The organism is Streptococcus sp. SV2 (genome assembly GCF_030440175.1).
GTDB lineage: Bacteria > Bacillota > Bacilli > Lactobacillales > Streptococcaceae > Streptococcus > Streptococcus raffinosi.
Map to the genome: position 1 here is coordinate 33,941 of NZ_JAQFJQ010000008.1, position 22,099 is coordinate 56,039.

Consider the following 22,099-nt stretch of genomic DNA (forward strand, 5'->3'; position numbering starts at 1 on the left):
GGATTATTATACCAAAAATTCTGATAATTGTCTTTGCTTTTGCCAAATAGAGTGTATTTTTATGTAAAACCTATCTTTAAAGCTTCTATATCCGTAATCACTCGGTTTGGCTTAATTAGGGAGTTCTCCAGTTCTCGGCGTGAATAAGGAAAGGTATTGAGCAAGATACCATTGATCCCAACTCCTTCAGCCACAGCAATATCAGTCGTCAAATCATTTCCAACCATGACAGTCTCAGATGGCTTCAACTTATGATCAATCAAAACTTGCTTTATAAACTCTGGTTGAGGCTTACAGATACCCGCATCCGAAGACAAGTAAATGGCATCAAAATAAGCTCTTAACTCCATTAGGTCAATCCTCAGCGTTAGTAAAGGCTGCTTGAGCATTGGACAAGAGATAGAGACGACAGCCCTGCTCTTTTAGAAAGGCTAAAACTTCCTTAGTATGAGGATAAGCCATCAAGTATTTGCGAGATAAGACCCGAAAGACCATAGCTATCAGCTGCCCCCAGCCTTCTGGCTGATGAAGTCTACTAGACTGTAGACTAGCATCTACATAAAGCTGGTTAAAAATGTGAGCTAGGTCAATTTCTGGATAAGCAACTCCTTTTAGAGCCACTAGGTCCTTGCGAGCCTGACCCACGCGCTTGGCATAAGCTTTTTTAAGAGCTTTCCCCTTATAATACGCTCCATAAGCTTGGTACAGTTGGCCTAGTTTATCCCATAACATAGGGTCTTTCTCATCGGTTAATATATCAACCAAGGTTCCATAAAAATCAAAAATATAGTTCTTATAAACGTTATTATTCATCGCTTCTACTCGTTACTAAACTTTTCTTCTTGATAATCCTCATCATACATCATTTAAGAAAACCAAACAAGCTTACCAAGATATTCTCCATCAAAAAAATCCCAACGGCGTTAGGATTACTTATCATTTTTGATACGACCAATCAGCAATTCTCCTGCAACCGTTAGCTGCCTTACTGAGGTCAAATCTAAAGTTTTTTTATCAACATGGAAGAAAAGAGGGGTCATCTCAGCAAATGCTTGAACATGCTCTGCTGGCATAGACCAAGTCTTAGAAATCGTCACACGCTCCAAAAGCTCACAGGAGTCCTGAAAATGCTCCAGAACATCCTGGTTGGAATAAGCCTGCGCCTCTGGTAGTAATTGGCGAAACTCTTTAAGATGATCCTCATGAGGAATAACCTTGAAAATCAAGCCCTGATCAGTCAAAAGTCGTCCAAATTCTTGATAATTAGCTGGCGAAAAAATATCTAAGATCACATCGATACTGTGCTCACGCAAGGGCAGTTTAGCCAAATCACCAACGAACCAGGCCACGTTTTTCTGAGGATTTTGACGGGCCGCAAGAAGGATGGAGTCCTTAGATAAATCAAAGGCCATGAAATCCTTGTCAAACTCTAAAGCCAACTGACGGCTATAATAGCCCTCACCACAGGCAACATCTAGAACATGCGAATATCTAGGAAGGTCACGCAAGCGCTCTGAAATCACCTCAAGGATAGGATCATAATAGCCCGCTGCCAGAATATGACTTCTATTTTCAAAAGAAGCCATATCATAGTGCTTATCTCCCTTATTCTGTCTCAAAAAATTAACAAACCCCTGCTTTGCGATATTAAAGGTATGCCTAGTCTGACAAACCAGACTAGACTGGTCCAAACACATTGGTGCCTGACAGATGGGACACGCAAAAAGACTCTCTTGATCTTTAAAAACACTAAATTTGGCCATAAATCCTCCTCGACACCAAAAAAGAGCACACACCTGAAATCGCTTAGGGCTGCTGGATTCCTCCCCTGACCCGCTTCACGCACAGATGTTGCTCCGAATGATATTATACCATAAATCGAAGTGATTGCAAGTAGCGAACCCCCGATACTGTCAATGAAACTTATCCTCCAAACCTCCCTACAAATAACTTCGATCACTACCAACTTCTAACACCACAACTAAGGCCATAGTGACATCTATGTCACTACTTTTTTATTTCTCCACTTTTTATAATAAAACCATAGCTTGAGGAAAAGACCAAAAGCTAGTGACAATGCTAACTCAATGGAAAGGAGAAAATTATTTTAGGATATCTCTTACTTCATGGTGAAGAGGCTAAGAGATTAAAGAACTCACCAAAAATAAAAGAGGAGAATGACAAAGATAACTAAAGAAATGAATGTTGCAGACCTAGCTGCAGTCACAGGAGGCGGATGGAAGATCAACATCGCTATTGGAGGACTCTGCCTAGCTTCAGGACCTATCGGAACTCTTGTATGTGTTGGTGCTTATAATGGCTACAAGGATTCTGCACGATAAGATGAAAGGAGACAACAACAATAATTAATAAACTCAAAACACATCAAAACATGACTCTTAAAGAGCTTGAAAGTGTATCAGGTGGGGCGGTTCCTTGGGCTGCTGTCTCCGTCGGGATTGCTGCTGCAAAGCTGACTTACGACCTAAGCTATGCCGTTGGTAAAACTTATTACAACCTCACACACTAACAATAAGAGCTTACACCATGATGACATCTCAAAGATTTTGAGGATGATAACCTATGAAAGATACAAGAAATCAAACAAACGATACTACTAATAAGCAATCATCTAAACGCAATAATTATCTGCTCGTAAAAGGGGCCTTGATTTGTATTATCTCTACCCTACTTCTGATACTTCTAATCAACCTTATCTTTTATGTACGATTGGGTACACCAATTATTGATACTAATTTGAAATCTGCTTGTAGTACTCTCATCTTCTTCCTCCCCATTTTTCTTTTGACAAGAGAGAAAGAAAAACCTAAAGCTAAGACAGAGTAACTCATACAGTCTTCAAGAAAACAAAAACTCTCATTTCCCATTGAAAAATGCAAGCCCAAAAGGGCTTGCATTTTGCGCTTACATCTCTTGTATTGCTTCTAATTTTGCCAGACGTTTAGCTTCTTTCTTTCGTTCACGACTTTGACGGAAAAAGTTTTGCATGATTTCAGCACATTCTTTCTCCATAACACCAGTCTCAAGATCAACACGATGATTGAGACGCTCATCTCTTAGAATATCGTAAAGGCTCCCCGCTCCACCAAATTTTTGATTACTCGCTCCATAGATAACTTTAGGAATACGAGCCAGACCAATGGCGCCACTGCACATTACGCAAGGTTCAATAGTGACGAAAAGAGTGCAATCAAGCAAACGCCAATTACCAATGGTCCTATTTGCCTCCTGAATAGCCATGACCTCAGCATGCATGATTGCTTGGTTAAGTTCCTCACGCGCATTGTGTCCACGACCAACAATTTCTCCATCCTTAACAATAACACAGCCAATTGGGATTTCTGCCTTATCTAAAGATTTTTGGGCCTCCTTAAGAGCCTCAGACATGAAAAAGTCTTTCTCCTCTTGAGTAAAGTCAATCATAAATGTTACTCCTGTTCCAAGATTTTTCATATATCACCACAGAGTCAAAATGTCAGTGTGATGGTCTTCCATGATTTTAAAAAAGGAGGCTTCTAGACAACCGACCCTTTTTAAGGTTTTGGCGTACCCCCCTCGCTTAACTCTTTTTATTATAACATAAGAAAAGCTTGAGCAAGGGTAGCCTTACCAAAGTAGACAAAAAAAGCTAAGACGAATCCGCTTAGCTTCAAACACATTAGTTTGGTGAATCTTAGGAGTCACACCAATGTGTTTCTCCAAGTCTAACGAAAAGTCAATGACCGCTTAACATCCTAATTAATATGTCAGTCGGAATGTCAACCAATTGTCTGTGAAATCATTATATCAACCTATAGACACATAACAAAAACGCAACTGTATCAAACAATTGCAAGGACAGTGTTCTAGTTAAGGTGTTCCACACTTTCCTTCCAAACAAATAATGTCTACTACAAAAGTAAAAGGTAACTTTCATAGCTTTTTCCTTACCCACCTATAGTTTATCATGAAACCTCTATCATTTAATTTAAAAATTGGTAATAAAACAATGATACAAATGAGGAGTAACTGTTAATTGTACACTTCGTTTTGAATAATTTTATAAATGCTGGAACCCTTGTTATCATTGCACTTGTCAACGATTTTAATTATTTTTTCCACTCTAACAAGGCCATTAACCACCCATAATTCTAAGTCTTATCTAATTTTACTGTTAATTAAGTCTTACAAGTGTTTAATATTTAACCCAATAATACTCTAACTTTGGCAAGAAAGAATATTTATTTTTTAGAAGCGACTAAGTAAACTGACAAACTAGAAGGGAAGTTCTTCTTCCAAAACAAGGTCAGCCAAGTCATTGTCAGGATTATTTTCCCTAACAGCACGCTGAGCACGACTCTCCAGAAGTTGGAAAGAGGAACAAAGCACCTCAGTAACGTAATGGGTTTGGCCATCCTTATCGTACTTACGGGTACGTAGCTCACCATCAAGAGAAATTAAACTCCCCTTGCTAGCATAAGATGCTAAGGTCTCAGCTAAACGGCCCCAAACCACCACTGTGATAAAGTCAGCCTCACGCTCTCCATTTTGCGCCTTATAGCGCCGATTAACCGCAACTGTGACACGTGTAAAAGACCTATCACTAGCAGTCTTAACCATCTCAGGTGTCGCTGTCAAACGTCCAATCAAAATAACTTTGTTATACATTTTTTTACCTCCACCTATCTATTCGTAAGAGGAAGTAAAAAAATAGGTTATTTTTTAATAGTTTTAAAGATTCTCTCGATAGGATCCTTTCTAATACTCGAAGGTTATTATTTTTCTAGAAATAGTACTCCATCAGATGTTTTCATTACAACAATTAATCTTTAAATCTTCTCGACTCGCTTAGCTAACTCAACGTTTTTGAACCACAATTTCCCAAGAGGCAGGACCGACTTGGTCAAAGCGAGTTACAGGATAATCATTATCTGCAGCCCAGTTTGGAATACTTTCCGTTGCTTGCGTACAATCGAAAGCAATCAACAACTCATCTCCAACAGCCAATTCAGCCATTTTCTTCTTCGCATCAATCAATGGGAATGGGCATACCAATCCACCAGTTTCAAGTTTTACCAAAGTCATATTATATTCTCCTCTTAATTTTTGTTTGGTTTTACAAAGATAATGTAGGAAGCCGTCCAAACACCTAAAATAGTCACTGGCAAAGCAATCCATCCCTTACTAGAAAAAATTGCTGTAGCTGTTAAACCGTTACCAATTGTACAGCCACCAGCCCATGAGGCACCAATTCCCATAAAAATCCCCCCTAGTGTGCTCTTACCAATGGTTGACAAGTCTGGCAAACGCCAGCGAAACTCTTGAGATCCCTTTGCAGCAAGAAAGGAACCAATAAAAATACCCAATACAAGAAAAACACCCCAACCAAGTTGCTTACTATCGCCTGTAATAATATAACTAATTAGATGTGCCGATGGTGTTGTAATCCCTAACCCTCCAACACGACCAGTCAGCTGACTAGCTGGCCAAGCAATTAAAGCAACAAGACCTATTAGAAGTCCTGCAAAATATTTATGGTAAGTTTTCTCAAAAAGGTAGTGTCTCACTCCCTTATATCTTGGTGGAAGAGAAGCAATCTGACGTCTGGGCTTACGTAACTCTCAAATTACAAAGAAACTTGTTATAACTACTAAGAAAACAAGAAGATACCAAACTGGAATTCCTAATTGACCAGCTAAATCATCATTAATTACCCAGTGCTTAGCTATTAATTGATTCAAAGGAACAAGAAATCCTGATTTCATAGCTGCCGCACTCGTCATATAAAAGAATAGTGCAACCCAACTACCCAGGAGCCCTTCTCCAGCACGATACCACGTTCCCGTGGCACATCCCCCCGCGAGAACAATTCCAATACCAAATAGATAGGAGCCCACAATCGCTCCTAACACGGAAAAGTCTTCATAAGGGTTTCCAATAATACCCAATTTAATCAAGAAAAGTACTCCTATACTTTCCACTGTGATTGCAATAAGGAAAGCGTAAAATAAGGTATTATTACGTGCAATATACATGTCTCGAAAACCACCCGTCAAACAAAAACGAGTTCGTTGTAAAATAAATCCAAATATCAAACCAATGAGCCCACCAGAAAGAACAGTCGTAAGCATAGGTACCTCCTAAAGTAAATGTTGATTACATTTTAAGAAAAATATTATAGCTTGCATAATCTTTCTTTTTTATGATTAGCTATAAACTTTCTTTATGACAAACAAAAAAAGCGGATTATTACCGCTTCTTCTCTTACTTACCCTTTCCAGTGTTTGGCTGGATCAAAAGCCTCACCAACTACTGCTGAATCATCAAGTTCAATAATACCACGTTTTTGTGGGGCATTTGGAAGGGCCAACTCACGTGGGGCACACATCATACCATAACTATCTTCACCACGAAGTTTACCAGGGAAGATAAGGGCACCGCTAGGCATCATAGCACCTGGAAGAGCTACGATTGTTTTAAGACCGAGAGCTGCGTTTGGTGCTCCTGCAACGATTTGGACCTTCTTACCGCCGATATTCACTTGGCAGATGTTAAGGTGGTCACTATCTGGATGTGGAACCATTTCGTCAATTTGTCCAACCACAAAGACGGGACCCTGTGTATTTTCCAAGCGTTCTTCAAAACCTTCTTTGGCCAATTCCTCGTTCAAGACAGCTACATCTTGGTCTGACAAGAAAACTTGACCATTTCCATTAATATCAATGAGGCTTGATGCTTCAAAAATGTTCCAAGCAAGAGTCTTGCCTGTTTCATCAGCTGTGACACGCGCCACTTTACCTTTACGTTCTACGCTACGTTTAATGTCCTTAGTATCTTCCAAGATAACCAACAAAACGTCGCCAACTTGTTCTTTATTGTATGCAAAAATCATGGGTTCTCCTTATACTGTTGCCAAAAAGGCATTGATTTCTTCTTTGGTTTTACGAGCTTTATTGACCAGACGCCCCAATTCCTGACCTTTCTGAGTCACGACAAAACTTGGAATACCAAAAATATTCCAAGTTTGCGCCAAAGCCATATAATCATCACGGTTAACACGCACAAAGGTCATATCTGGATGGGCAGCCTCAATATCAGACATAACGGGATAGATAAACTGGCAGTCTGGACACCAATCAGCAGTGAAAAAGAAGACCACTTTTTGGTCACTGTCAACATAACCTGCAAGTTCTTCGAGATTCTTCGGAATAATCATGCCTGCTCCTCCTCATAAGTCAAGACATCATCAGCATAGGCAAAACGATAAGTCCGCCCATCTTCTAATACGATACCTCCCGTAAGCCCTGGATTTTCCTTATCAGTAGGATTCGTATAGAGAACGGCAATAGTCCCTAAATATGATAGTTCTTGTCTAATATTTTGAATTAATACGGTATTCTTTGCTTCTACATGTGAGCGTCTCTGCTTTTCTGCCATTGCCAAGAGACTTAAAGCTCCTAGCCCACCAGCAAACAAAGCTAATGTTTTACGTTTCATATGAAACATTTTACCATATTTTTAGAGGAATGGGGAGAGGCTACCTATCTCTTGAGAATCGTGCTAAAATAGTAGCATGTACTACTCAAGGAGGATTTTATGACTACTCTATTTGACAAAATTAAGGAAGTCACCGAGCTTGGTGCTACTTCAGGATTTGAGGCTCCTGTACGCAACTACCTTCGCAAAACTATCACGCCACTCGTAGATGAGGTGCAAACAGATGGCCTCGGCGGTATTTTCGGTATTAAGTACAGTCAGGCAGAAAATGCCCCTAAGGTGCTTGTGGCTGCCCACATGGACGAAGTCGGCTTTATGATTAAGGAAATCAAGGCAGACGGGACTTTCCGTGTCGTCGAACTTGGTGGCTGGAACCCACTGGTTGTCAGCTCTCAACGCTTTACCCTACACACACGTGACGGTCATGTCTATCCTGTCATCTCAGGTTCAGTACCACCTCATTTCTTACGTGCTAGCGGTGGCGCTGCAAGTCTTCCTAGTGTCTCTGATATCGTCTTTGATGCTGGTTTTGCCAACCAAGAAGAAGCTAATGCCTACGGTGTTTTCCCGGGTGATGTCATCATTCCTCAATCAGAAACTATTCTCACAGCCAATCAAAAAAACGTGATTTCTAAAGCCTGGGATAACCGTTATGGTGTCCTCATGATTCGTGAACTCTTGGAAAATGTCAAAAACCAAGAACTCAACAATACTCTAATCGCTGGGGCTAACGTTCAAGAAGAAGTCGGTTTACGTGGTGCTCATGTTTCAACCACAAAATTTAATCCTGAGCTCTTCTTTGCGGTAGACTGCTCTCCTGCAGGTGATATCTATGGTAATCAAGGTAAGGTAGGCGACGGTACCCTTATTCGTTTCTTCGACCCAGGACATATCATGCTGCCAAATATGAAGGATTTCCTTTTGACTACTGCTGAAGAAGCTGGTATCAAATACCAATACTACTGTGCTGCAGGTGGTACTGATGCTGGTGCCGCTCACTTGCAGAATGCTGGTATTCCATCAACAACCATCGGCGTTTGTGCCCGTTACATCCACTCACACCAAACCCTTTATGCTTTGGATGACTTCCTAGAAGCACAAGCCTTTTTACAAGCCATTGTTAAGAAGTTGGATCGTTCAACAGTGGATTTGATTAAGAACTACTAAGACAAGGAGTAACCCATGATTATTGGTTTTATCGGCGTTGGAAAGATGGCAACAGCCATTATCAACGGCCTAAACACAAGCTCACATCGTATTATTATTTCAGGGTCTTCCTTGGCTCGTTCACGCCAAATTGCAGAGGAACTAGAGGTTGAAGCTGCTGCTTCCCATCAAGAATTGTTGGATAAGGCTGATTTGGTCATCCTAGGTATCAAACCTCAAATGTTTGATAAGGTACTAACTGGCCTCACTTTCCATCAACCTATCATGAGTATGGCTGCTGGAGTAACCTTGGAACGCCTCGCTTCACTCACTAGTCCAGACCTACCTCTTATTCGTATCATGCCTAACCTTAATGCTCAGATTCTTAAGAGCACTACTGGTCTTTGCACCAACGATAAGGTATCCGAGGACCTTTTGGCAGTTGCCAAGGAAATCACAGACAGTTTTGGAACCACTGTCGAATTGGCTGAAAAGGACTTTGATACCTTTACTGCCCTAGCTGGTTCAAGCCCGGCCTACATTGCCCTTTTTATCGAGGCACTAGCCAAGGCTGGCGTCAAAAATGGCCTAAGTAAACAGGTTGCTCTGACCATTGCCACACAGACAGTTCTAGCTACTGCTGAAAACCTTAGTCTGGGTAGCGACAGCCCACATGATCTTATTGACAAGGTTTGTAGCCCTGGTGGGACCACTATCGCCGGCCTCATGGACCTTGAGCGTACAGGCCTCACCCATAGTGTGGTTTCAAGTATTGATACAACCATTGCTAAAGCTAAAAAACTATAAGAAAAAAGCTCGGAAAATTCCGAGCTTTATTTGATATATGGCGCTAACAATTGTAGGAGTAACATCATTGAAACCGCAATACTATTGTTAATCATATGAGCCATGATACTATATTCTAGCTTCTTAGATACACGATAAACAGTTGCAAGGACAAGGCCCATACCTCCATATATAATCCAGACACCCATACTATTAGGCGTATGAACAAGGCCAAAGAGTAAACCACTTAGAATCAAACCAACAATAGAATCTGGATTAAAGACCCGTCCCATAAGAAGCCCTCTAAAAACCAACTCTTCCACAATCGGTGCCATAATCACTGTAATTGTTATAAGAACAAAGGGATTCATATGGGCATTTTCTATGGCTGCCTGATTGGTGCTGTTACTAACACCTTCCCACATCATGACCATTGCACCAAGCCCAGTGACAATGTAAATACCTAGGTAGGTCAGGCCAATCATTCCCCATGCCTTCATGGAAGACAGCGCCCTAAAGCCCTCAAGAAGACCCATACGTTTGCCCAAGAAAAGAGCTCCTGCACTAATGAGTAGCATAACCAAAATTAGGAGACTAACTGCCCTCACATCTTTAACACGAACAAATATGGTTGGAGTCTGTTCAATACACAAAATTAGGAAAGCCAGTAAGAAATAAAGAAAGCGTTTTAAAATGGACACTTTGTTCATAAGAAGCTACCTCTTTTTATTGTTATTTTGTACCTTTATTATAATACAATTCAACTACTTTGACAAGAAACCGTGAAAATAAGAGATTCAATCTTGAAAAGATGAGGGACTCTTATCCTATTTTAGATAGAATGATACGAATAAGGACAAATCCTACAACTAAGCCATAGAGCAAGACAGATAAGACTGTAACATATGGCAACTGAATATTAACAAAGGCATATAGGGCAATCAAAGCAAAGATAAGCAAAAACTCCAGAACCAGTGTTGCAACTGCTGTCACCTGCAAAATCTGTTTATTTCGCTCATCATAGGTAGCAATGTACATCTGGTGAAGACGTTTCGAATGCCTAAGCGCTGCAAAATAATAAATCGACAGGGCGTAACTCCCAATGGTAACCCCCACTACTAATCCTAGTGCAAAATCACTAAGACTGTTAGAGCGAACAATAAATAATCCCAAAATACCCAAAGAAAAGAAAGAACATGCTACTCGGGCTATGTATCTTTTATACTCTGATTCTGTTTTTTTCTTTCCTAACGTTTTTAATAACATATCTTAACATTCCTTTCATTATCCTTTAAAAGAGCAAGATAAAATTCCTCAATGATAACTTTAAACATTCACCTTAAACAAAAAGGCTGAGTAGGACAGCTATACTGTTGTTTAAAATATGAACACCCATACTGTACTCGATATGCTTAGTCTTATAGTAAGTTATGGCAAGACCAGCTGACATAATGCCATAGACGACAATTGTTTGAGGCGTAAATGCTGAGTGACCTGCCATAAAGAGAAGACTGGAAATAACAAGACCTGTCTTAAAGTATTTTCCAAAGAGTACCTTAGCTAAGAGTCCCCTAAAAATAATTTCTTCCATAATAGGAATAATAAAACCGGCAACTACTAGGTAAAGATAGAATGGTACGTGAATAAATATCTTATTTAAAGCAGCTTGATTTTCCATAGCTGCATTGTGTGTTAACTGACCTACAAAATACCCTAGAAGATCACCTAGGAAAAAGATGACGAGATTAAGAGAAGCAATCGCAACGAGACGTCTCCAATTAATCTCTTTAAGCGATAAGAGTTTAAATCTATAAGCAATCACGATAAAAATAGCCAAACTCCCTAATGCCCAAACACCGTAACCTATTTGCTCCACAAGTGAAAACTTACCATCCTGAGTAAGTAGTGGGAAAGCACCTAATAGTGTTAAATCTAAGATTAGTAGAGTGAGCGCTAAAACAATAACACCAATTTTCTTCATGACTTGTTTAAACATATCTTTTCTCCTTAATCTTCCTCAAAAAGAAAGACTTTTTCAATAGTCTTTCCAAAATACCTAGCAATTTTAAAAGCTAGTTCCAAGGACGCATTATAGCGACCTTTTTCGAGTGAAATGATGGTCTGCCTCGTGACTCCCATCTCATCTGCTAACTCTGCCTGACTAATCTTATTAGCCTTGCGAAGTTCCTGAATCTTTGTTTCCATATGATACCTCAACCTTATAGTTTATTCTCAAATAGTTAAACTCCCATCTCTTTGTTAAGTTAACTTCACATCTATAGTATAGTTCACTTAACATATTTTGTAAAGTCTATTTTGCATTTTTTGTAAAGTTTTCTTTACTTATCGAATGACATATCCGGATATAGGCGAATAATTCTTTCCAAGTACTCAAAAAAGCTGGCCAATCACTCAGCCAACTTTTCTGGTCTTATCAATTTTTTGATAACTTATTTAGATTTAAGGCGCTCAACATCACGCGCAATCACCAATTCTTCATCTGTTGGGATGACAAAAACTTTAACAGGTGACTCTGCTGTTGTAATATCGCCAACATGTCCAAAGACATTCTTTTCAGGATCCACTTCAATACCAAACCAAGTCAAACCATCTAAAATTGAAGAACGAACTTCTGCAGAATTTTCACCGATACCTGCCGTAAAGACAATGGCATCTGCTCCGTTCAATACGCCAAAGTATTGAGCAATGTATTTACGCAAACGATCTACATAAAGATTGTAGGCTAAAATACATTTTTCATCTCCTTCATTTTTACCAGCAATGATATCACGCATATCGCTTGATTTTTCAGAGATACCAAGGAGTCCTGATTCTTTATTAAAGACGTGACGAATACGTTCAGCATCGGCCATATCAGGCTCACGGTCAATGATGAATGGAATAATCGCAGGGTCAAGATCCCCAGTACGTGTTCCCATCATAACCCCACCAAGTGGTGTCAATCCCATTGACGTGTCTACTGATTTACCACCGTCCACGGCAGTAATTGAAACACCATTTCCAACATGGGCTGTGATAATCTTAGTTTCTTCAATAGGTTTTCCTAGTAGCTTAGCTGCTTCTTGAGAAACATATTGGTGGCTTGTTCCGTGTGCTCCGTATTTACGAACTTGATAGTCTGTATAATAACGATTAGGCACTGGATAACGGTAAGCCACTTCTGGCATAGATGTATGGAAGGCTGTGTCAAAAACAGCAACACTGGTAATATCTGGGAGGAGCTCCTTAAAGGCACGAATCCCTGAGGCTGCGCCAGGATTATGAAGTGGAGCCAAAGCAGACAATTCTTCGATTTTCGCTAATGCTTCATCATCTACCAAACTTGATTCTTTGAAATACTCACCACCAGCAACCACTCGATGACCTACACCTGTGATTTCATCATAATTCTTGATGATATTAAAACGAATCAAATCATCAAGTACGATTTTTACAGCCTGAACATGATCGGTAATATCTAAAATCTGCGTTTCAGAATCATTATCAAACTTAACTGTTGAAATAGAGTCTTTTAATCCGATACGCTCAATCAACCCTTTGGCAAGTACAACTTCAGATGGCATTTCATACAATTGCCATTTCAAACTTGAACTTCCTGCATTGATTGCGATTGTTTTTGTCATAAGTCACCTCTTTGTAAAACGCTTTCAGTAATATAGTCTTATTTTATCATGTTTTTTTATAAAATGGAATTGTCTGATTTCCATTTTTGGAAATTCTCAGTAAAATCTTTGAGAATCTCTGGATTTTGTAAATCACTAAGCGGATAAACAAAGGTCTCTGGAGCATTTTCTGTTTGCTTTTTAAGCACAAAGATAGACTTCATATTGTGTTTATTGCCAAAAGCTGCTTCAGGAAGAGTGATTACAGCAATAATATCAGCATATCCTGATAGCCACTTCTTAAGCAAATCACTTTGTGGACTCGTTAAAAGATTAGTTGGTGCCAAAAGAATAGCAATACCGTCTTTCTTCAAGTACTTAAGCGATTGCTCCATAAGAAGATGATGGGCATATGTGTGTTCACCAGTTGCTGCCACCTTGAAACGACTCGCAATTTCATCATTAGGGTAGTAACCTACTGGAAGGTCACTGATAATAACATCGCTTTCTTTGAGGATATGGGGGCGAACTGCGTCTTCTTGAATGTAAACCGCTTTTGAGTTCACTACATCCGCAATACTGGCTGACAAATCAATAAGCAAATCGTCAACTTCCATCCCCATATAATTAAGGTTTTTGTGACTATTATTTAAAAGAGTCTCTGCCAAGTTACCTGTACCTGAACCAATCTCCAAGACATCTAATTGATTGTCCTTAGTCAAACCCTCAAGTAGGTAAAGAATGATAAATCCAATAGCATCTGGTGTAAATTGGTGATTGGCTTGTAAGGCTTCCAACTGCCCTAGTTTGATAAACAAAAACTGAAAGGCTCGACGCCACTCCTCTTTACTTAGATTAAGGGCACGTAATTTCTCGTTATTTTTGATGATAAGTTCGTTATCAACGTCAGCCCCCAAATAATAGGAATTTTGCTCGATAAGGGCATCGTAAGCATGGGTCCCAAGATCATTTTCAATGGTTTGGACATTTTCTAACAACAGCGCAAAAGCTGTCTCAATTGCTTCAAAATTCATGATTTCCCTCCGTCCCTCTATCATATCAAAAAGGGGGGAGAATTGCTATTTCTGGTCCTCTTTCTTCACATAGTGATAGGTCTTGGTGTGTCCTTCATTCTCAACTCTAATAATCATCTTCTTGTCTTTTACCTCATAAGTCGTATTTCCCTGAGCAAAACTAAAAGAACCCGACTCCTTATCAGCCAAATCCACCGTCATTTCTGCCATAAGTCGACTCTGACTAGCTACTGTTTGTGCTTGATTTTGTCTAGAGCTAGCAACTACCCTATCCAAATAAACCTGAAGAAGAAGTGTAAAAATGCCAGCCATAAAAAGGGAATAGAGGAGAACACCTCCCCTAACTTGTTTTTTCAAAAGCATAAACGAAACTCCTTTGCAGACCATTTTTAAGAATAACTTCAATGGTGACTATCTGATTTTTTTGACTGATTGTACTAGATTTTAAACCGAAAAGCATGGGTTGATAGCCTCGACCATCGGCGTTAGTTTTTCGAAAATCAGAAGCATTTGAGATACCAAATGCCAAGTCTTGATTATCCTGCTTGACATAAAGCTTGTTGCCTTCTACTTTAACCAACTGACAACCTTCTAACTCTGCCTCCATTTGTTGGACAAACAGAAGCCAATCTTGATTTTCTTGTTGTCTTACCTGTTTAACATTGCTCACCAGAACGGTGGTTAAGCCTTGATATACTTGGACAGAACCAGCTATAACCAGTAAGGCTACCAGACATTCCAAAAGGGTAAAGGCGCGAACCTTACTATTTAGAGACATGAGTAATTTCCTTTCCTGATTCATAAACTGTGATGCCTTGCTTGCTACGTTTCACTGTTACCGTGATGCCATTTAAGGTCAACTGATCCTGTTTGGTCTGGACGGCCATAGTTGCCACACTCAAGACCTCTTGTTGATGAAGATTCTTAGCCATTAACCTACGATTAGTGTTAATTTGCTCTAAGATGAGGCTACTGACAAGCACTAAAACGGCCATGGCTACCAAACTTTCGATGAGAATATAGCCTCTAAGAGACCGTCTTTTTATATTTTCCACTGCCCATGTTAAGCTGATAAGTCACCACCTCCTTGTTACTTGAGAAACGAATCTTACTAAGACTAGAATTGCCTCCTTTAGCATCAAATACTAGGGTCTGCCCCTTATCCAGATGAATGTTTTCAGGAATAGAGAGACTGGTTCTTCCATTACTAATCTTATCCTTAGTCAGCTGCAATTCAATGTTAGTCCCTTCCGCTGCTGCCAAGCGCTGACTATCCCGGTACAGATACTCAAAGCGTAGATAAAAAAGATTAGTCTCGACTTGCTGAAAAATACCCGTCACTGACCCTGACAAACTCAGAGTAAGAAAAGCAACGACTGCTAATGTCACCAAGCTTTCCAACAAGGTGAAGGCCCTAATTGGCAACTGAGCGGCTTTCACCACCATGTTTCGCATAATAATCATTGTATGAATCTGCCTGTTTTTGTGTAATTTGACCTGATGACACAAGAGCTGCTAAACTAGCTGTCTTGTTATTTTTCATTTCATAGAGTTCTGCTTGAGAATCCACAACTTTGACGACAGCTGCATTTCCAGTTTCTTTTACAGAATCCTTTTGCTTACTCAAGTTAGGAACAAAGAGCAAAAGAAGAATACTGATAATGAGCAACACGACCAGCATTTCAATCAGAGTAAAAGCACGTAACTTAACGGCATTCAATTTTTTCAACATCAATTTCATGACATCATTCCTTCCATATTTTGATACATCGGTAATAACATGGCTGCATAGATCATTACAATCACGACAGCAACAATAACAAAAATGAGGGGTTGTACAAAGGTTGTCGCCTTATTAAGACGGTTAAAGAAGGTCTGCCAAACCTCTTCAGCATAGACTTCAAGCTCATATCCCAACCTCGCATTAGCCTCCCCATAAGCAATAATTAGGGAGAGCTCCTCAGTGAAAAACGGATGACTGGCAATACGTTCAGGGAAACTCTGCCCCAGCATCAAGGCTTCTTCTAAATCGGTCCCCAACTCACGAAAGAGCTTGGATTTTTGCTCTTGCATAAGAGCCACTAGATCTAGCAAGTCAACGCCTTGACCTAATAGATTTCCCCACTCCCTAGCATAATAGGCTGTCGTGTAAAGCCTTACTGTCTGACCAATAAATGGGATTTTGGCTATTCGCCTATAAAAAACAAGAGCTGACTGGCGTTTCACCCAGACATAGAGGAGAATCCCTAACACAAGGAATCCAAACAAACTCACAAAGAACAACTGAGGAAACATTTGAACCAGTTGTACTGCCCAGTTATCCTTACCATCACCTTCTAAAAGTTGTGGTAAAAGATAATTTTTGAGTCCCAACATAATCAAAATCAGGAACCCCAAAAGCAAGATAGGATAAGTCGCCACTTCCATGAGTTTCTTACGAACCTTGGTCATGCGAAGCATATAGGTTTCAATCTTAGTCAAGCTCCCTAAAAGATCTCCATGCTTGTCAGCAAGTGCAATCTGAGTGACAATATTATCCGAAAAGCCCACTGATGCAAACATCTGGTCCAATCTCTCACCTCGCATTAAACTCTCTTTCATAAGAGATAATGAGGATTCTTTCAACAAATGACTGCGCTCCAAGAAAGCCACAATTTCAGTTAGGGTGAATCCTGCCTTCAAGAGTTGTTTGAAAAGCTGAATAACCTTGACTTGTTGGTTAATCTTTAATTTTCTCCCCTTGGATATCCCTTTCAGTGAGATGTCCCTGTTTAACCAAGTCTTCCAGTTGCTGGTTCCAGCTGGTTGACGAATGGTTTTGGAAACTTTCTTTGGCAAAATCAATCACCCCTCCTCCCTTTATCAAACGCATATAGGCAATACCTTGAAGCGCATTATCCAATTCAGACTTGTCTACACCAAGGTCCAGGAGGCGTTCATAAACACCGGCCACACTCTTGGCGTGAATGGTTGAAAGAACAGTCACTCCTGTCAGACTAGCCCTAATAACAGCTCGGGCAGTCTCTCTATCCCGAATTTCTCCAATAATCAGAACATCCGGACGATGACGCAGAGATAGCTTTATTAAATTATCATAGGTCATATCAATCGCCTGATTAACCTGGAGCTGCAAGACATTATCCTGTTTAATCTCTACAGGATCCTCAATTGAAATCACCTGTTGCCCCTTAAAACGCTCCTGTACCAAGGCATGCATAAGCGTCGTCTTCCCAGAGCCCACAGGACCTGCAAAAAGGTACAAACCTCGATAATCCAATGCATCCACAATTGGCTGAATCCCTTGATTCCAGTACGTTAACTCTCTTCGTTCGGAATGAAGAACACGAATAACCAGGCTTTCCAAGCCTCGATAGTCTCCAACAGTTGATAAACGCAGAGAAACCAAGTGACCATCACCACAATCATAATCACAAGAGCCCAGTTGACTCCTACGTTTCTCACCTACCATCATTCCTGCCACAAATTTAAAGTGACCAATAAGACTAGCCATGAAATCAGGCCGATATACATCAATCAATCTCCTCTCCTGCCCAATTCGCATATAGAGCTCGTAATTATCCTGACGTGGAATAATATAGATGTCTTGAGCCCCACAACTATCAGCATTTTTGATCATTTCCTTAGCAAATTCTGTTACCATAAGGACCTCCTCATAGTCCTATTCGCAAAAGATTGAAAAAAAATAAGGAAAATGAAAAAAAGCTCGAAAACTTCGAGCTTCAATTCAATAATCCTGATTATCGTTTTATTTTACAATGAGCATGAGTTGGAAGGTCATTACGCTTTTCATAGCCTGGACGGTATTTTTCCTCAGGAATCTCCTTCCAATCATCCAAGAGGGCGATAGATTGGTAAACCTGCAGATATTCGTTACACTCCTCACACCAATGCTTATCCTTTTGATCCCAAAAGGCAGTCATGACACTACTACGACTAATATAGCTTGGCAAGATCTCTTCCATGGCAAACCAAAGTTTTTTGTAGTACTTTAGAGCATCGTAAAAATCTTCAAACTCCTTTATGCTGATAATATCCTCTTGCCAGCCTTCTAAGAACCACCACGGCTCCAAGTCACCTTTCATCTCAACTACTTGGTACATCTTTCTTTCTCACTTCATCTTTTGTTTTCCTATTATACAAAATTTTCTGGGAAAGATAAAAAAAATGGTTTTATTTTTCATATTTATCAAGAAAAGAGGCATTCTGGTCATATAAATACAAAAAGGACTCACAGCTGTGAGCCCTTTTACTGTAATCTTAGTCTTCAGATGTTTCCACAATTGCTTCATCAACAGCAATGTTTTCAATAACTTCAACTTCGTTAACTGAAAGTGGTTCAATGTTACGGTAGCGAGCCATACCTGTACCAGCAGGGATAGTCTTACCAATGATAACATTTTCTTTAAGACCAAGAAGATGGTCTTTCTTACCACGGATAGCAGCATCTGTGAGGACACGTGTTGTTTCTTGGAAGGAAGCCGCAGACAAGAATGAATTTGTTTCAAGTGAGGCTTTAGTGATACCAAGAAGAACTGGACGTGATGTTGCAGGAAGACCACCAGAAATAACAATATCCTTGTTAGCATCTGTGAAATCTGCAATGTCCATAAGTGTTCCTGGAAGAAGATTTGTGTCACCTGGATCCATGACACGTACTTTACGAAGCATTTGACGAACCATTACTTCGACGTGCTTGTCTCCGATTTCTACCCCTTGGCTACGGTAAACTTTTTGTACTTCTGCAAGAAGGTAAGTTTCAACTGACAAGGTATCACGAACTTCAAGAAGGTGTTTTGGTTGGATTGAACCTTCTGTAAGAGCGGCACCACGGTGAACTTCATCTCCCACTTCAACTTTCATACGAGCTGTAAATGGTACAACATATTCACCCATGCCAGTTTTACCTTGAACGAAGACCTTCTTAGTACGTGTTGCAGCATCTTCTTCGATTTCGATAACATTACCCTTAACTTCAGTAATGACCGCTTCCCCTTTAGGGTTACGAGCTTCGAAGATTTCCTGGATACGTGGAAGACCTTGTGTGATATCGGTGTTTGAGGCTACCCCACCGGTGTGGAAGGTACGCATAGTAAGCTGTGTACCAGGTTCCCCGATAGATTGGGCAGCGATAGTACCAACAGCTTCACCAACTTCAACCGCATCACCAGTTGCCAAGTTAATACCATAACAGTGACGGCAGACACCGTGGCGTGTGTTACATGTAAATACTGAACGGATAGTGACTTCTTCAACACCAGCATTGACAATAGCAGCAGCCATTTCTTCAGTAATCAAGGTATCTGGACCTACGATGACTTCACCTGTTGTAGGATTCTTAACTGATTTCTTAGTGTAACGACCTTGAAGACGTTCTTCAAGTGTTTCTGTAACCTCTTTACCATCAGTAATCGCACGAATGAGAAGACCACGGTCTGTTCCACAGTCATCTTCACGGATAATAACATCCTGGGCAACGTCAACCAAACGACGAGTCAAGTAACCTGAGTCGGCAGTCTTCAAGGCCGTATCGGTCATACCTTTACGAGCACCGTGAGTTGAGAAGAACATTTCCAAAACGCTCAAACCTTCACGGAAGTTTGAAAGGATAGGCAATTCCATGATACGTCCGTTAGGAGCGGCCATCAAACCACGCATACCGGCAAGTTGGGAGAAGTTAGAGATGTTACCACGAGCTCCTGAGTCCATCATCATAACGATTGGGTTCTTAGAATCTTGTGTCTCAATCAGACGTTTTTCAAGTGCTTCTTTAGCTTCACGCCATGTTGTTGTAACAGCAACATAACGGTCATCATCTGTCATCAAACCACGACGGAAGGCTTTGTTAATTTCTTCAACACGGTGGTGAGCAGCATCAATAATTTCTTGTTTGTTATCAATAACTGGGATATCGGCGATACCAACGGTCAAACCAGCAAGTGTTGAGTGATAGTAACCAAGGTCTTTCAAACGGTCAAGGAAGGCTGACGTTTCAGTCGTGCGAAGACGTTTGAAGGTTTCAGCGATGATGTTACCAAGATTTTTCTTCTTAAATGGTGCATTAATTTCCAAACTATCAATAACGGTTTGGATATCTTGACCTGGTTCAAGGAAGTATTTATCTGGCGTACTATCGGTCAAGTTTTCATTTGTGATTTCTTGGAGGTATGGAATTTCTGCTGGAATAATCTCATTAAAGAAGATTTTACCAACGGTTGTTACCATAATCTTGTGAAGTTGGTTTTCTTTCCAAGGTTTATCAGGCATACTGTCTACAGCAATACCGACACGGCTATGCAAGTGAACATAACCATTACGATAAGCCATCACTGCCTCATCAATATCCTTGAAGACCATACCTTCACCTTCACGACCTTTTTCTTCCATTGTCAAGTAGTAGTTACCAAGAACCATATCCTGAGATGGCGTTACGACTGGTTTACCATCTTTAGGGTTAAGGATGTGTTCTGCTGCAAGGAGGAGCAAGCGTGCTTCAGCTTGAGCTTCTTCAGACAATGGAACGTGAATGGCCATTTGGTCACCGTCAAAGTCGGCATTGTAGGCTTCACAGGCAAGTGGGTGGAGGCGAAGGGCCTTACCATCAATCAAGACTGGTTCAAAGGCCTGAATCCCCAAACGGTGGAGGGTAGGTGCACGGTTAAGAAGTACTGGGTGTTCCTTAATGACATCTTCAAGAATATCCCAAATACGTTCATCACCACGTTCAACCATACGTTTAGCGGCTTTCACGTTGCCTGCGTATTCACGCGCAACGATTTCACGCATAACAAATGGTTTGAAAAGTTCGATGGCCATCAAACGTGGCACACCACATTGATACATTTTAAGTGTTGGACCAACAGCGATAACAGAACGTCCAGAGAAGTCAACACGTTTACCAAGCAAGTTCTGACGGAAACGTCCTTGTTTACCTTTAAGCATGTGGCTCAAAGATTTAAGTGGACGACTACCTGGTCCAGTGATTGGACGACCACGACGTCCATTATCAATAAGGGCATCTACCGCTTCTTGCAACATACGTTTTTCATTTTGCACGATGATACCTGGGGCATTCAATTCAAGCAAACGAGCCAAACGGTTGTTACGGTTGATAACACGACGATAAAGATCGTTCAAGTCAGATGCTGCAAAACGGCCACCATCCAATTGAACCATCGGACGAAGATCTGGTGGCAATACTGGCAAGATGTTAAGTACCATCCATTCTGGTTTGTTACCAGACTTGTAGAAGGCATCAAGAACGTCCAAACGACGAACAGCCTTAACACGTTTTTGACCAGTTGCTGTCTTCAACTCTTCCTTGAGTTCAGCAATTTCAGCTTCCAAATCCACTTGTTTCAAGAGATCTTGGATGGCTTCTGCACCCATTTTAGCGACGAATGAACCATGTCCATACTCTTGCAATTTTTCGCGATATTCACGTTCAGTCAAGAGAGATTTTGGTTCAAGTGGTGTTTCTTTTGGATCGATAACCACGTAAGCTGCGAAATAAATAACTTCTTCAAGCGCACGAGGGCTCATATCCAAAGTCAATCCCATACGAGAAGGGATTCCCTTGAAGTACCAGATATGTGATACTGGTGCTTTCAACTCGATGTGACCCATACGTTCACGACGAACCTTAGCACGTGTTACTTCAACACCACAGCGGTCACAAACGATACCTTTATAACGGATACGTTTGTATTTTCCACACGCACATTCCCAGTCCTTAGTTGGACCAAAGATCACTTCATCAAAGAGACCTTCACGTTCTGGTTTGAGCGTACGGTAGTTGATTGTTTCAGGTTTCTTAACTTCACCATAAGACCATGAACGGACTTTAGTTGGTGAAGCTAGTGTGATTTGCATACTTTTAAATCGATTTACGTCAACCACTAGTATTACCTTTCTTTTTTTCTATTGACAATAGTAGCTCTATTGTCACCTTTATCAGCTACCTTAGAGGGGGAAGAATCTTCCACTTCTAAAGCT

The 22,099-nt window shown here is 40.5% G+C and carries 27 protein-coding genes, 1 other RNA gene and 2 pseudogenes; 5 read left to right on the forward strand and 25 right to left on the reverse strand.

Features of this window, described 5'->3' with window-relative positions; all coding sequences use genetic code 11:
• Positions 1-59 precede the first annotated feature (59 nt).
• The 3 genes and pseudogenes from PCY14_RS06050 to ffs form a co-directional block, all read right to left on the reverse strand.
• Positions 60-813, reverse strand: a pseudogene (locus PCY14_RS06050) (HAD family hydrolase).
• Positions 814-929: 116 nt separating this feature from the next.
• Positions 930-1,763: a methyltransferase domain-containing protein gene (locus PCY14_RS06055; RefSeq protein ID WP_021152621.1), complete on the reverse strand. Its 834-nt coding sequence runs from the start codon at positions 1,761-1,763 to the stop codon at positions 930-932.
• 7 nt (positions 1,764-1,770) lie between these two features.
• Positions 1,771-1,866: signal recognition particle sRNA small type (gene ffs, locus PCY14_RS06060), an RNA gene on the reverse strand.
• Positions 1,867-2,177: 311 nt separating this feature from the next.
• On the opposite strand from ffs, the gene PCY14_RS06065 reads away from it, so the two are divergent.
• From PCY14_RS06065 to PCY14_RS06075, 3 genes are read left to right on the forward strand one after another with little or no spacing between them, the layout of a single operon-like run.
• The gene (locus PCY14_RS06065; protein WP_042767141.1) at positions 2,178-2,342 is read left to right on the forward strand and encodes a class IIb bacteriocin, lactobin A/cerein 7B family; all 165 of its coding nucleotides are present in this window, start codon (positions 2,178-2,180) and stop codon (positions 2,340-2,342) included.
• Positions 2,343-2,392: 50 nt separating this feature from the next.
• A complete protein-coding gene (locus PCY14_RS06070) occupies positions 2,393-2,530 on the forward strand; it encodes a class IIb bacteriocin, lactobin A/cerein 7B family (RefSeq protein WP_021146555.1) in 138 nt (45 codons plus the stop codon).
• A 53-nt stretch (positions 2,531-2,583) separates the two neighbouring features.
• Positions 2,584-2,847, forward strand: coding sequence for a hypothetical protein (locus PCY14_RS06075; protein WP_037613067.1), 264 nt, complete (start codon positions 2,584-2,586; stop codon positions 2,845-2,847).
• A 78-nt stretch (positions 2,848-2,925) separates the two neighbouring features.
• On the opposite strand, the gene tadA is transcribed toward PCY14_RS06075, so the two are convergent.
• The 7 genes and pseudogenes from tadA to PCY14_RS06110 all read right to left on the reverse strand — a co-directional run bounded on the left by tadA (position 2,926) and on the right by PCY14_RS06110 (position 7,497).
• On the reverse strand, positions 2,926-3,444 hold the full coding sequence (gene tadA / locus PCY14_RS06080) for a tRNA adenosine(34) deaminase TadA (RefSeq protein WP_008536135.1): 519 nt from the start codon (positions 3,442-3,444) through the stop codon (positions 2,926-2,928).
• 831 nt (positions 3,445-4,275) lie between these two features.
• Positions 4,276-4,668 (reverse strand): single-stranded DNA-binding protein, encoded by a 393-nt coding sequence (locus PCY14_RS06085; protein WP_021146558.1) that lies wholly within the window; start codon positions 4,666-4,668, stop codon positions 4,276-4,278.
• Positions 4,669-4,857: 189 nt separating this feature from the next.
• Positions 4,858-5,085 carry a sulfurtransferase TusA family protein gene (locus tag PCY14_RS06090; protein WP_002887422.1) on the reverse strand — a complete coding sequence of 76 codons (228 nt, stop codon included), beginning with the start codon at positions 5,083-5,085 and terminating at the stop codon, positions 4,858-4,860.
• A 14-nt stretch (positions 5,086-5,099) separates the two neighbouring features.
• A pseudogene (locus tag PCY14_RS06095) lies at positions 5,100-6,131 on the reverse strand (YeeE/YedE family protein).
• Between the two features lie 137 nt (positions 6,132-6,268).
• A complete protein-coding gene (ytpR, locus tag PCY14_RS06100) occupies positions 6,269-6,892 on the reverse strand; it encodes a YtpR family tRNA-binding protein (protein WP_021146560.1) in 624 nt (207 codons plus the stop codon).
• A gap of 9 nt (positions 6,893-6,901) precedes the next feature.
• Positions 6,902-7,216 (reverse strand): thioredoxin family protein, encoded by a 315-nt coding sequence (locus tag PCY14_RS06105; protein WP_008536132.1) that lies wholly within the window; start codon positions 7,214-7,216, stop codon positions 6,902-6,904.
• On the reverse strand, positions 7,213-7,497 hold the full coding sequence (locus tag PCY14_RS06110; protein WP_021146561.1) for a DUF4651 domain-containing protein: 285 nt from the start codon (positions 7,495-7,497) through the stop codon (positions 7,213-7,215). The genes PCY14_RS06105 and PCY14_RS06110 overlap by 4 nt, the downstream gene beginning before the upstream one ends.
• 99 nt (positions 7,498-7,596) lie before the next feature.
• Here PCY14_RS06110 and pepA point away from each other — a divergent pair, with 99 nt between their 5' ends.
• On the forward strand, positions 7,597-8,664 hold the full coding sequence (pepA, locus tag PCY14_RS06115; protein ID WP_021146562.1) for a glutamyl aminopeptidase: 1,068 nt from the start codon (positions 7,597-7,599) through the stop codon (positions 8,662-8,664).
• Positions 8,665-8,679: 15 nt separating this feature from the next.
• A complete protein-coding gene (gene proC, locus PCY14_RS06120) occupies positions 8,680-9,450 on the forward strand; it encodes a pyrroline-5-carboxylate reductase (protein WP_021146563.1) in 771 nt (256 codons plus the stop codon).
• A gap of 26 nt (positions 9,451-9,476) precedes the next feature.
• On the opposite strand, the gene PCY14_RS06125 is transcribed toward proC, so the two are convergent.
• The 15 genes from PCY14_RS06125 to rpoC all read right to left on the reverse strand — a co-directional run bounded on the left by PCY14_RS06125 (position 9,477) and on the right by rpoC (position 22,003).
• A complete protein-coding gene (locus PCY14_RS06125) occupies positions 9,477-10,139 on the reverse strand; it encodes a CPBP family intramembrane glutamic endopeptidase (protein ID WP_021146564.1) in 663 nt (220 codons plus the stop codon).
• Between the two features lie 112 nt (positions 10,140-10,251).
• Complete coding sequence (locus PCY14_RS06130; RefSeq protein WP_021152628.1) at positions 10,252-10,695, reverse strand: hypothetical protein; 444 nt, start codon at positions 10,693-10,695, stop codon at positions 10,252-10,254.
• A gap of 73 nt (positions 10,696-10,768) precedes the next feature.
• Entirely contained in the window at positions 10,769-11,425 is a 657-nt protein-coding gene (locus PCY14_RS06135) for a CPBP family intramembrane glutamic endopeptidase (protein ID WP_021146566.1), read from the reverse strand.
• A gap of 11 nt (positions 11,426-11,436) precedes the next feature.
• Entirely contained in the window at positions 11,437-11,634 is a 198-nt protein-coding gene (locus tag PCY14_RS06140) for a helix-turn-helix transcriptional regulator (RefSeq protein ID WP_301363252.1), read from the reverse strand.
• 245 nt (positions 11,635-11,879) lie between these two features.
• Positions 11,880-13,073 carry an acetate kinase gene (locus PCY14_RS06145; protein ID WP_021146568.1) on the reverse strand — a complete coding sequence of 398 codons (1,194 nt, stop codon included), beginning with the start codon at positions 13,071-13,073 and terminating at the stop codon, positions 11,880-11,882.
• 56 nt (positions 13,074-13,129) lie between these two features.
• Entirely contained in the window at positions 13,130-14,086 is a 957-nt protein-coding gene (locus PCY14_RS06150) for a class I SAM-dependent methyltransferase (protein ID WP_008536115.1), read from the reverse strand.
• A gap of 45 nt (positions 14,087-14,131) precedes the next feature.
• Positions 14,132-14,449 (reverse strand): competence type IV pilus minor pilin ComGG, encoded by a 318-nt coding sequence (gene comGG, locus PCY14_RS06155; RefSeq protein WP_008536113.1) that lies wholly within the window; start codon positions 14,447-14,449, stop codon positions 14,132-14,134.
• Positions 14,427-14,864 carry a competence type IV pilus minor pilin ComGF gene (comGF, locus tag PCY14_RS06160; RefSeq protein WP_021152629.1) on the reverse strand — a complete coding sequence of 146 codons (438 nt, stop codon included), beginning with the start codon at positions 14,862-14,864 and terminating at the stop codon, positions 14,427-14,429. Before comGF ends, comGG begins: the two co-directional genes overlap by 23 nt.
• Positions 14,851-15,141 (reverse strand): competence type IV pilus minor pilin ComGE, encoded by a 291-nt coding sequence (gene comGE, locus PCY14_RS06165; RefSeq protein ID WP_008536111.1) that lies wholly within the window; start codon positions 15,139-15,141, stop codon positions 14,851-14,853. Before comGE ends, comGF begins: the two co-directional genes overlap by 14 nt.
• Positions 15,113-15,541: a competence type IV pilus minor pilin ComGD gene (gene comGD / locus PCY14_RS06170; RefSeq protein WP_008536109.1), complete on the reverse strand. Its 429-nt coding sequence runs from the start codon at positions 15,539-15,541 to the stop codon at positions 15,113-15,115. Before comGD ends, comGE begins: the two co-directional genes overlap by 29 nt.
• Positions 15,501-15,815, reverse strand: coding sequence for a competence type IV pilus major pilin ComGC (gene comGC / locus PCY14_RS06175; RefSeq protein WP_037609465.1), 315 nt, complete (start codon positions 15,813-15,815; stop codon positions 15,501-15,503). The genes comGD and comGC overlap by 41 nt, the downstream gene beginning before the upstream one ends.
• Before the next feature lie 8 nt (positions 15,816-15,823).
• Positions 15,824-16,924, reverse strand: a complete 1,101-nt coding sequence (gene comGB / locus PCY14_RS06180; RefSeq protein WP_293916661.1) for a competence type IV pilus assembly protein ComGB — start codon at positions 16,922-16,924, stop codon at positions 15,824-15,826.
• On the reverse strand, positions 16,806-17,747 hold the full coding sequence (gene comGA / locus PCY14_RS06185; protein WP_008536104.1) for a competence type IV pilus ATPase ComGA: 942 nt from the start codon (positions 17,745-17,747) through the stop codon (positions 16,806-16,808). Before comGA ends, comGB begins: the two co-directional genes overlap by 119 nt.
• Positions 17,748-17,844: 97 nt before the next feature.
• Positions 17,845-18,207, reverse strand: a complete 363-nt coding sequence (locus PCY14_RS06190; RefSeq protein WP_002887450.1) for a DUF1033 family protein — start codon at positions 18,205-18,207, stop codon at positions 17,845-17,847.
• A 157-nt stretch (positions 18,208-18,364) separates the two neighbouring features.
• Positions 18,365-22,003, reverse strand: a complete 3,639-nt coding sequence (gene rpoC, locus PCY14_RS06195; RefSeq protein ID WP_143566773.1) for a DNA-directed RNA polymerase subunit beta' — start codon at positions 22,001-22,003, stop codon at positions 18,365-18,367.
• Between the last annotated feature and the right edge of the window lie 96 nt (positions 22,004-22,099).

Bases quoted from the DNA above. Each gene is read 5' to 3' on its own strand.
- PCY14_RS06055 (WP_021152621.1), bottom strand. From the start codon at position 1,763: ATGGCCAAATTTAGTGTTTTTAAAGATCAAGAGAGTCTTTTTGCGTGT.
- PCY14_RS06065 (WP_042767141.1), top strand. From the start codon at position 2,178: ATGACAAAGATAACTAAAGAAATGAATGTTGCAGACCTAGCTGCAGTC.
- PCY14_RS06070 (WP_021146555.1), top strand. From the start codon at position 2,393: ATGACTCTTAAAGAGCTTGAAAGTGTATCAGGTGGGGCGGTTCCTTGG.
- PCY14_RS06075 (WP_037613067.1), top strand. From the start codon at position 2,584: ATGAAAGATACAAGAAATCAAACAAACGATACTACTAATAAGCAATCA.
- tadA (WP_008536135.1), bottom strand. From the start codon at position 3,444: ATGATTGACTTTACTCAAGAGGAGAAAGACTTTTTCATGTCTGAGGCT.
- PCY14_RS06085 (WP_021146558.1), bottom strand. From the start codon at position 4,668: ATGTATAACAAAGTTATTTTGATTGGACGTTTGACAGCGACACCTGAG.
- PCY14_RS06090 (WP_002887422.1), bottom strand. From the start codon at position 5,085: ATGACTTTGGTAAAACTTGAAACTGGTGGATTGGTATGCCCATTCCCA.
- ytpR (WP_021146560.1), bottom strand. From the start codon at position 6,892: ATGATTTTTGCATACAATAAAGAACAAGTTGGCGACGTTTTGTTGGTT.
- PCY14_RS06105 (WP_008536132.1), bottom strand. From the start codon at position 7,216: ATGATTATTCCGAAGAATCTCGAAGAACTTGCAGGTTATGTTGACAGT.
- PCY14_RS06110 (WP_021146561.1), bottom strand. From the start codon at position 7,497: ATGAAACGTAAAACATTAGCTTTGTTTGCTGGTGGGCTAGGAGCTTTA.
- pepA (WP_021146562.1), top strand. From the start codon at position 7,597: ATGACTACTCTATTTGACAAAATTAAGGAAGTCACCGAGCTTGGTGCT.
- proC (WP_021146563.1), top strand. From the start codon at position 8,680: ATGATTATTGGTTTTATCGGCGTTGGAAAGATGGCAACAGCCATTATC.
- PCY14_RS06125 (WP_021146564.1), bottom strand. From the start codon at position 10,139: ATGAACAAAGTGTCCATTTTAAAACGCTTTCTTTATTTCTTACTGGCT.
- PCY14_RS06130 (WP_021152628.1), bottom strand. From the start codon at position 10,695: ATGTTATTAAAAACGTTAGGAAAGAAAAAAACAGAATCAGAGTATAAA.
- PCY14_RS06135 (WP_021146566.1), bottom strand. From the start codon at position 11,425: ATGTTTAAACAAGTCATGAAGAAAATTGGTGTTATTGTTTTAGCGCTC.
- PCY14_RS06140 (WP_301363252.1), bottom strand. From the start codon at position 11,634: ATGGAAACAAAGATTCAGGAACTTCGCAAGGCTAATAAGATTAGTCAG.
- PCY14_RS06145 (WP_021146568.1), bottom strand. From the start codon at position 13,073: ATGACAAAAACAATCGCAATCAATGCAGGAAGTTCAAGTTTGAAATGG.
- PCY14_RS06150 (WP_008536115.1), bottom strand. From the start codon at position 14,086: ATGAATTTTGAAGCAATTGAGACAGCTTTTGCGCTGTTGTTAGAAAAT.
- comGG (WP_008536113.1), bottom strand. From the start codon at position 14,449: ATGCTTTTGAAAAAACAAGTTAGGGGAGGTGTTCTCCTCTATTCCCTT.
- comGF (WP_021152629.1), bottom strand. From the start codon at position 14,864: ATGTCTCTAAATAGTAAGGTTCGCGCCTTTACCCTTTTGGAATGTCTG.
- comGD (WP_008536109.1), bottom strand. From the start codon at position 15,541: ATGCGAAACATGGTGGTGAAAGCCGCTCAGTTGCCAATTAGGGCCTTC.
- comGA (WP_008536104.1), bottom strand. From the start codon at position 17,747: ATGGTAACAGAATTTGCTAAGGAAATGATCAAAAATGCTGATAGTTGT.
- PCY14_RS06190 (WP_002887450.1), bottom strand. From the start codon at position 18,207: ATGTACCAAGTAGTTGAGATGAAAGGTGACTTGGAGCCGTGGTGGTTC.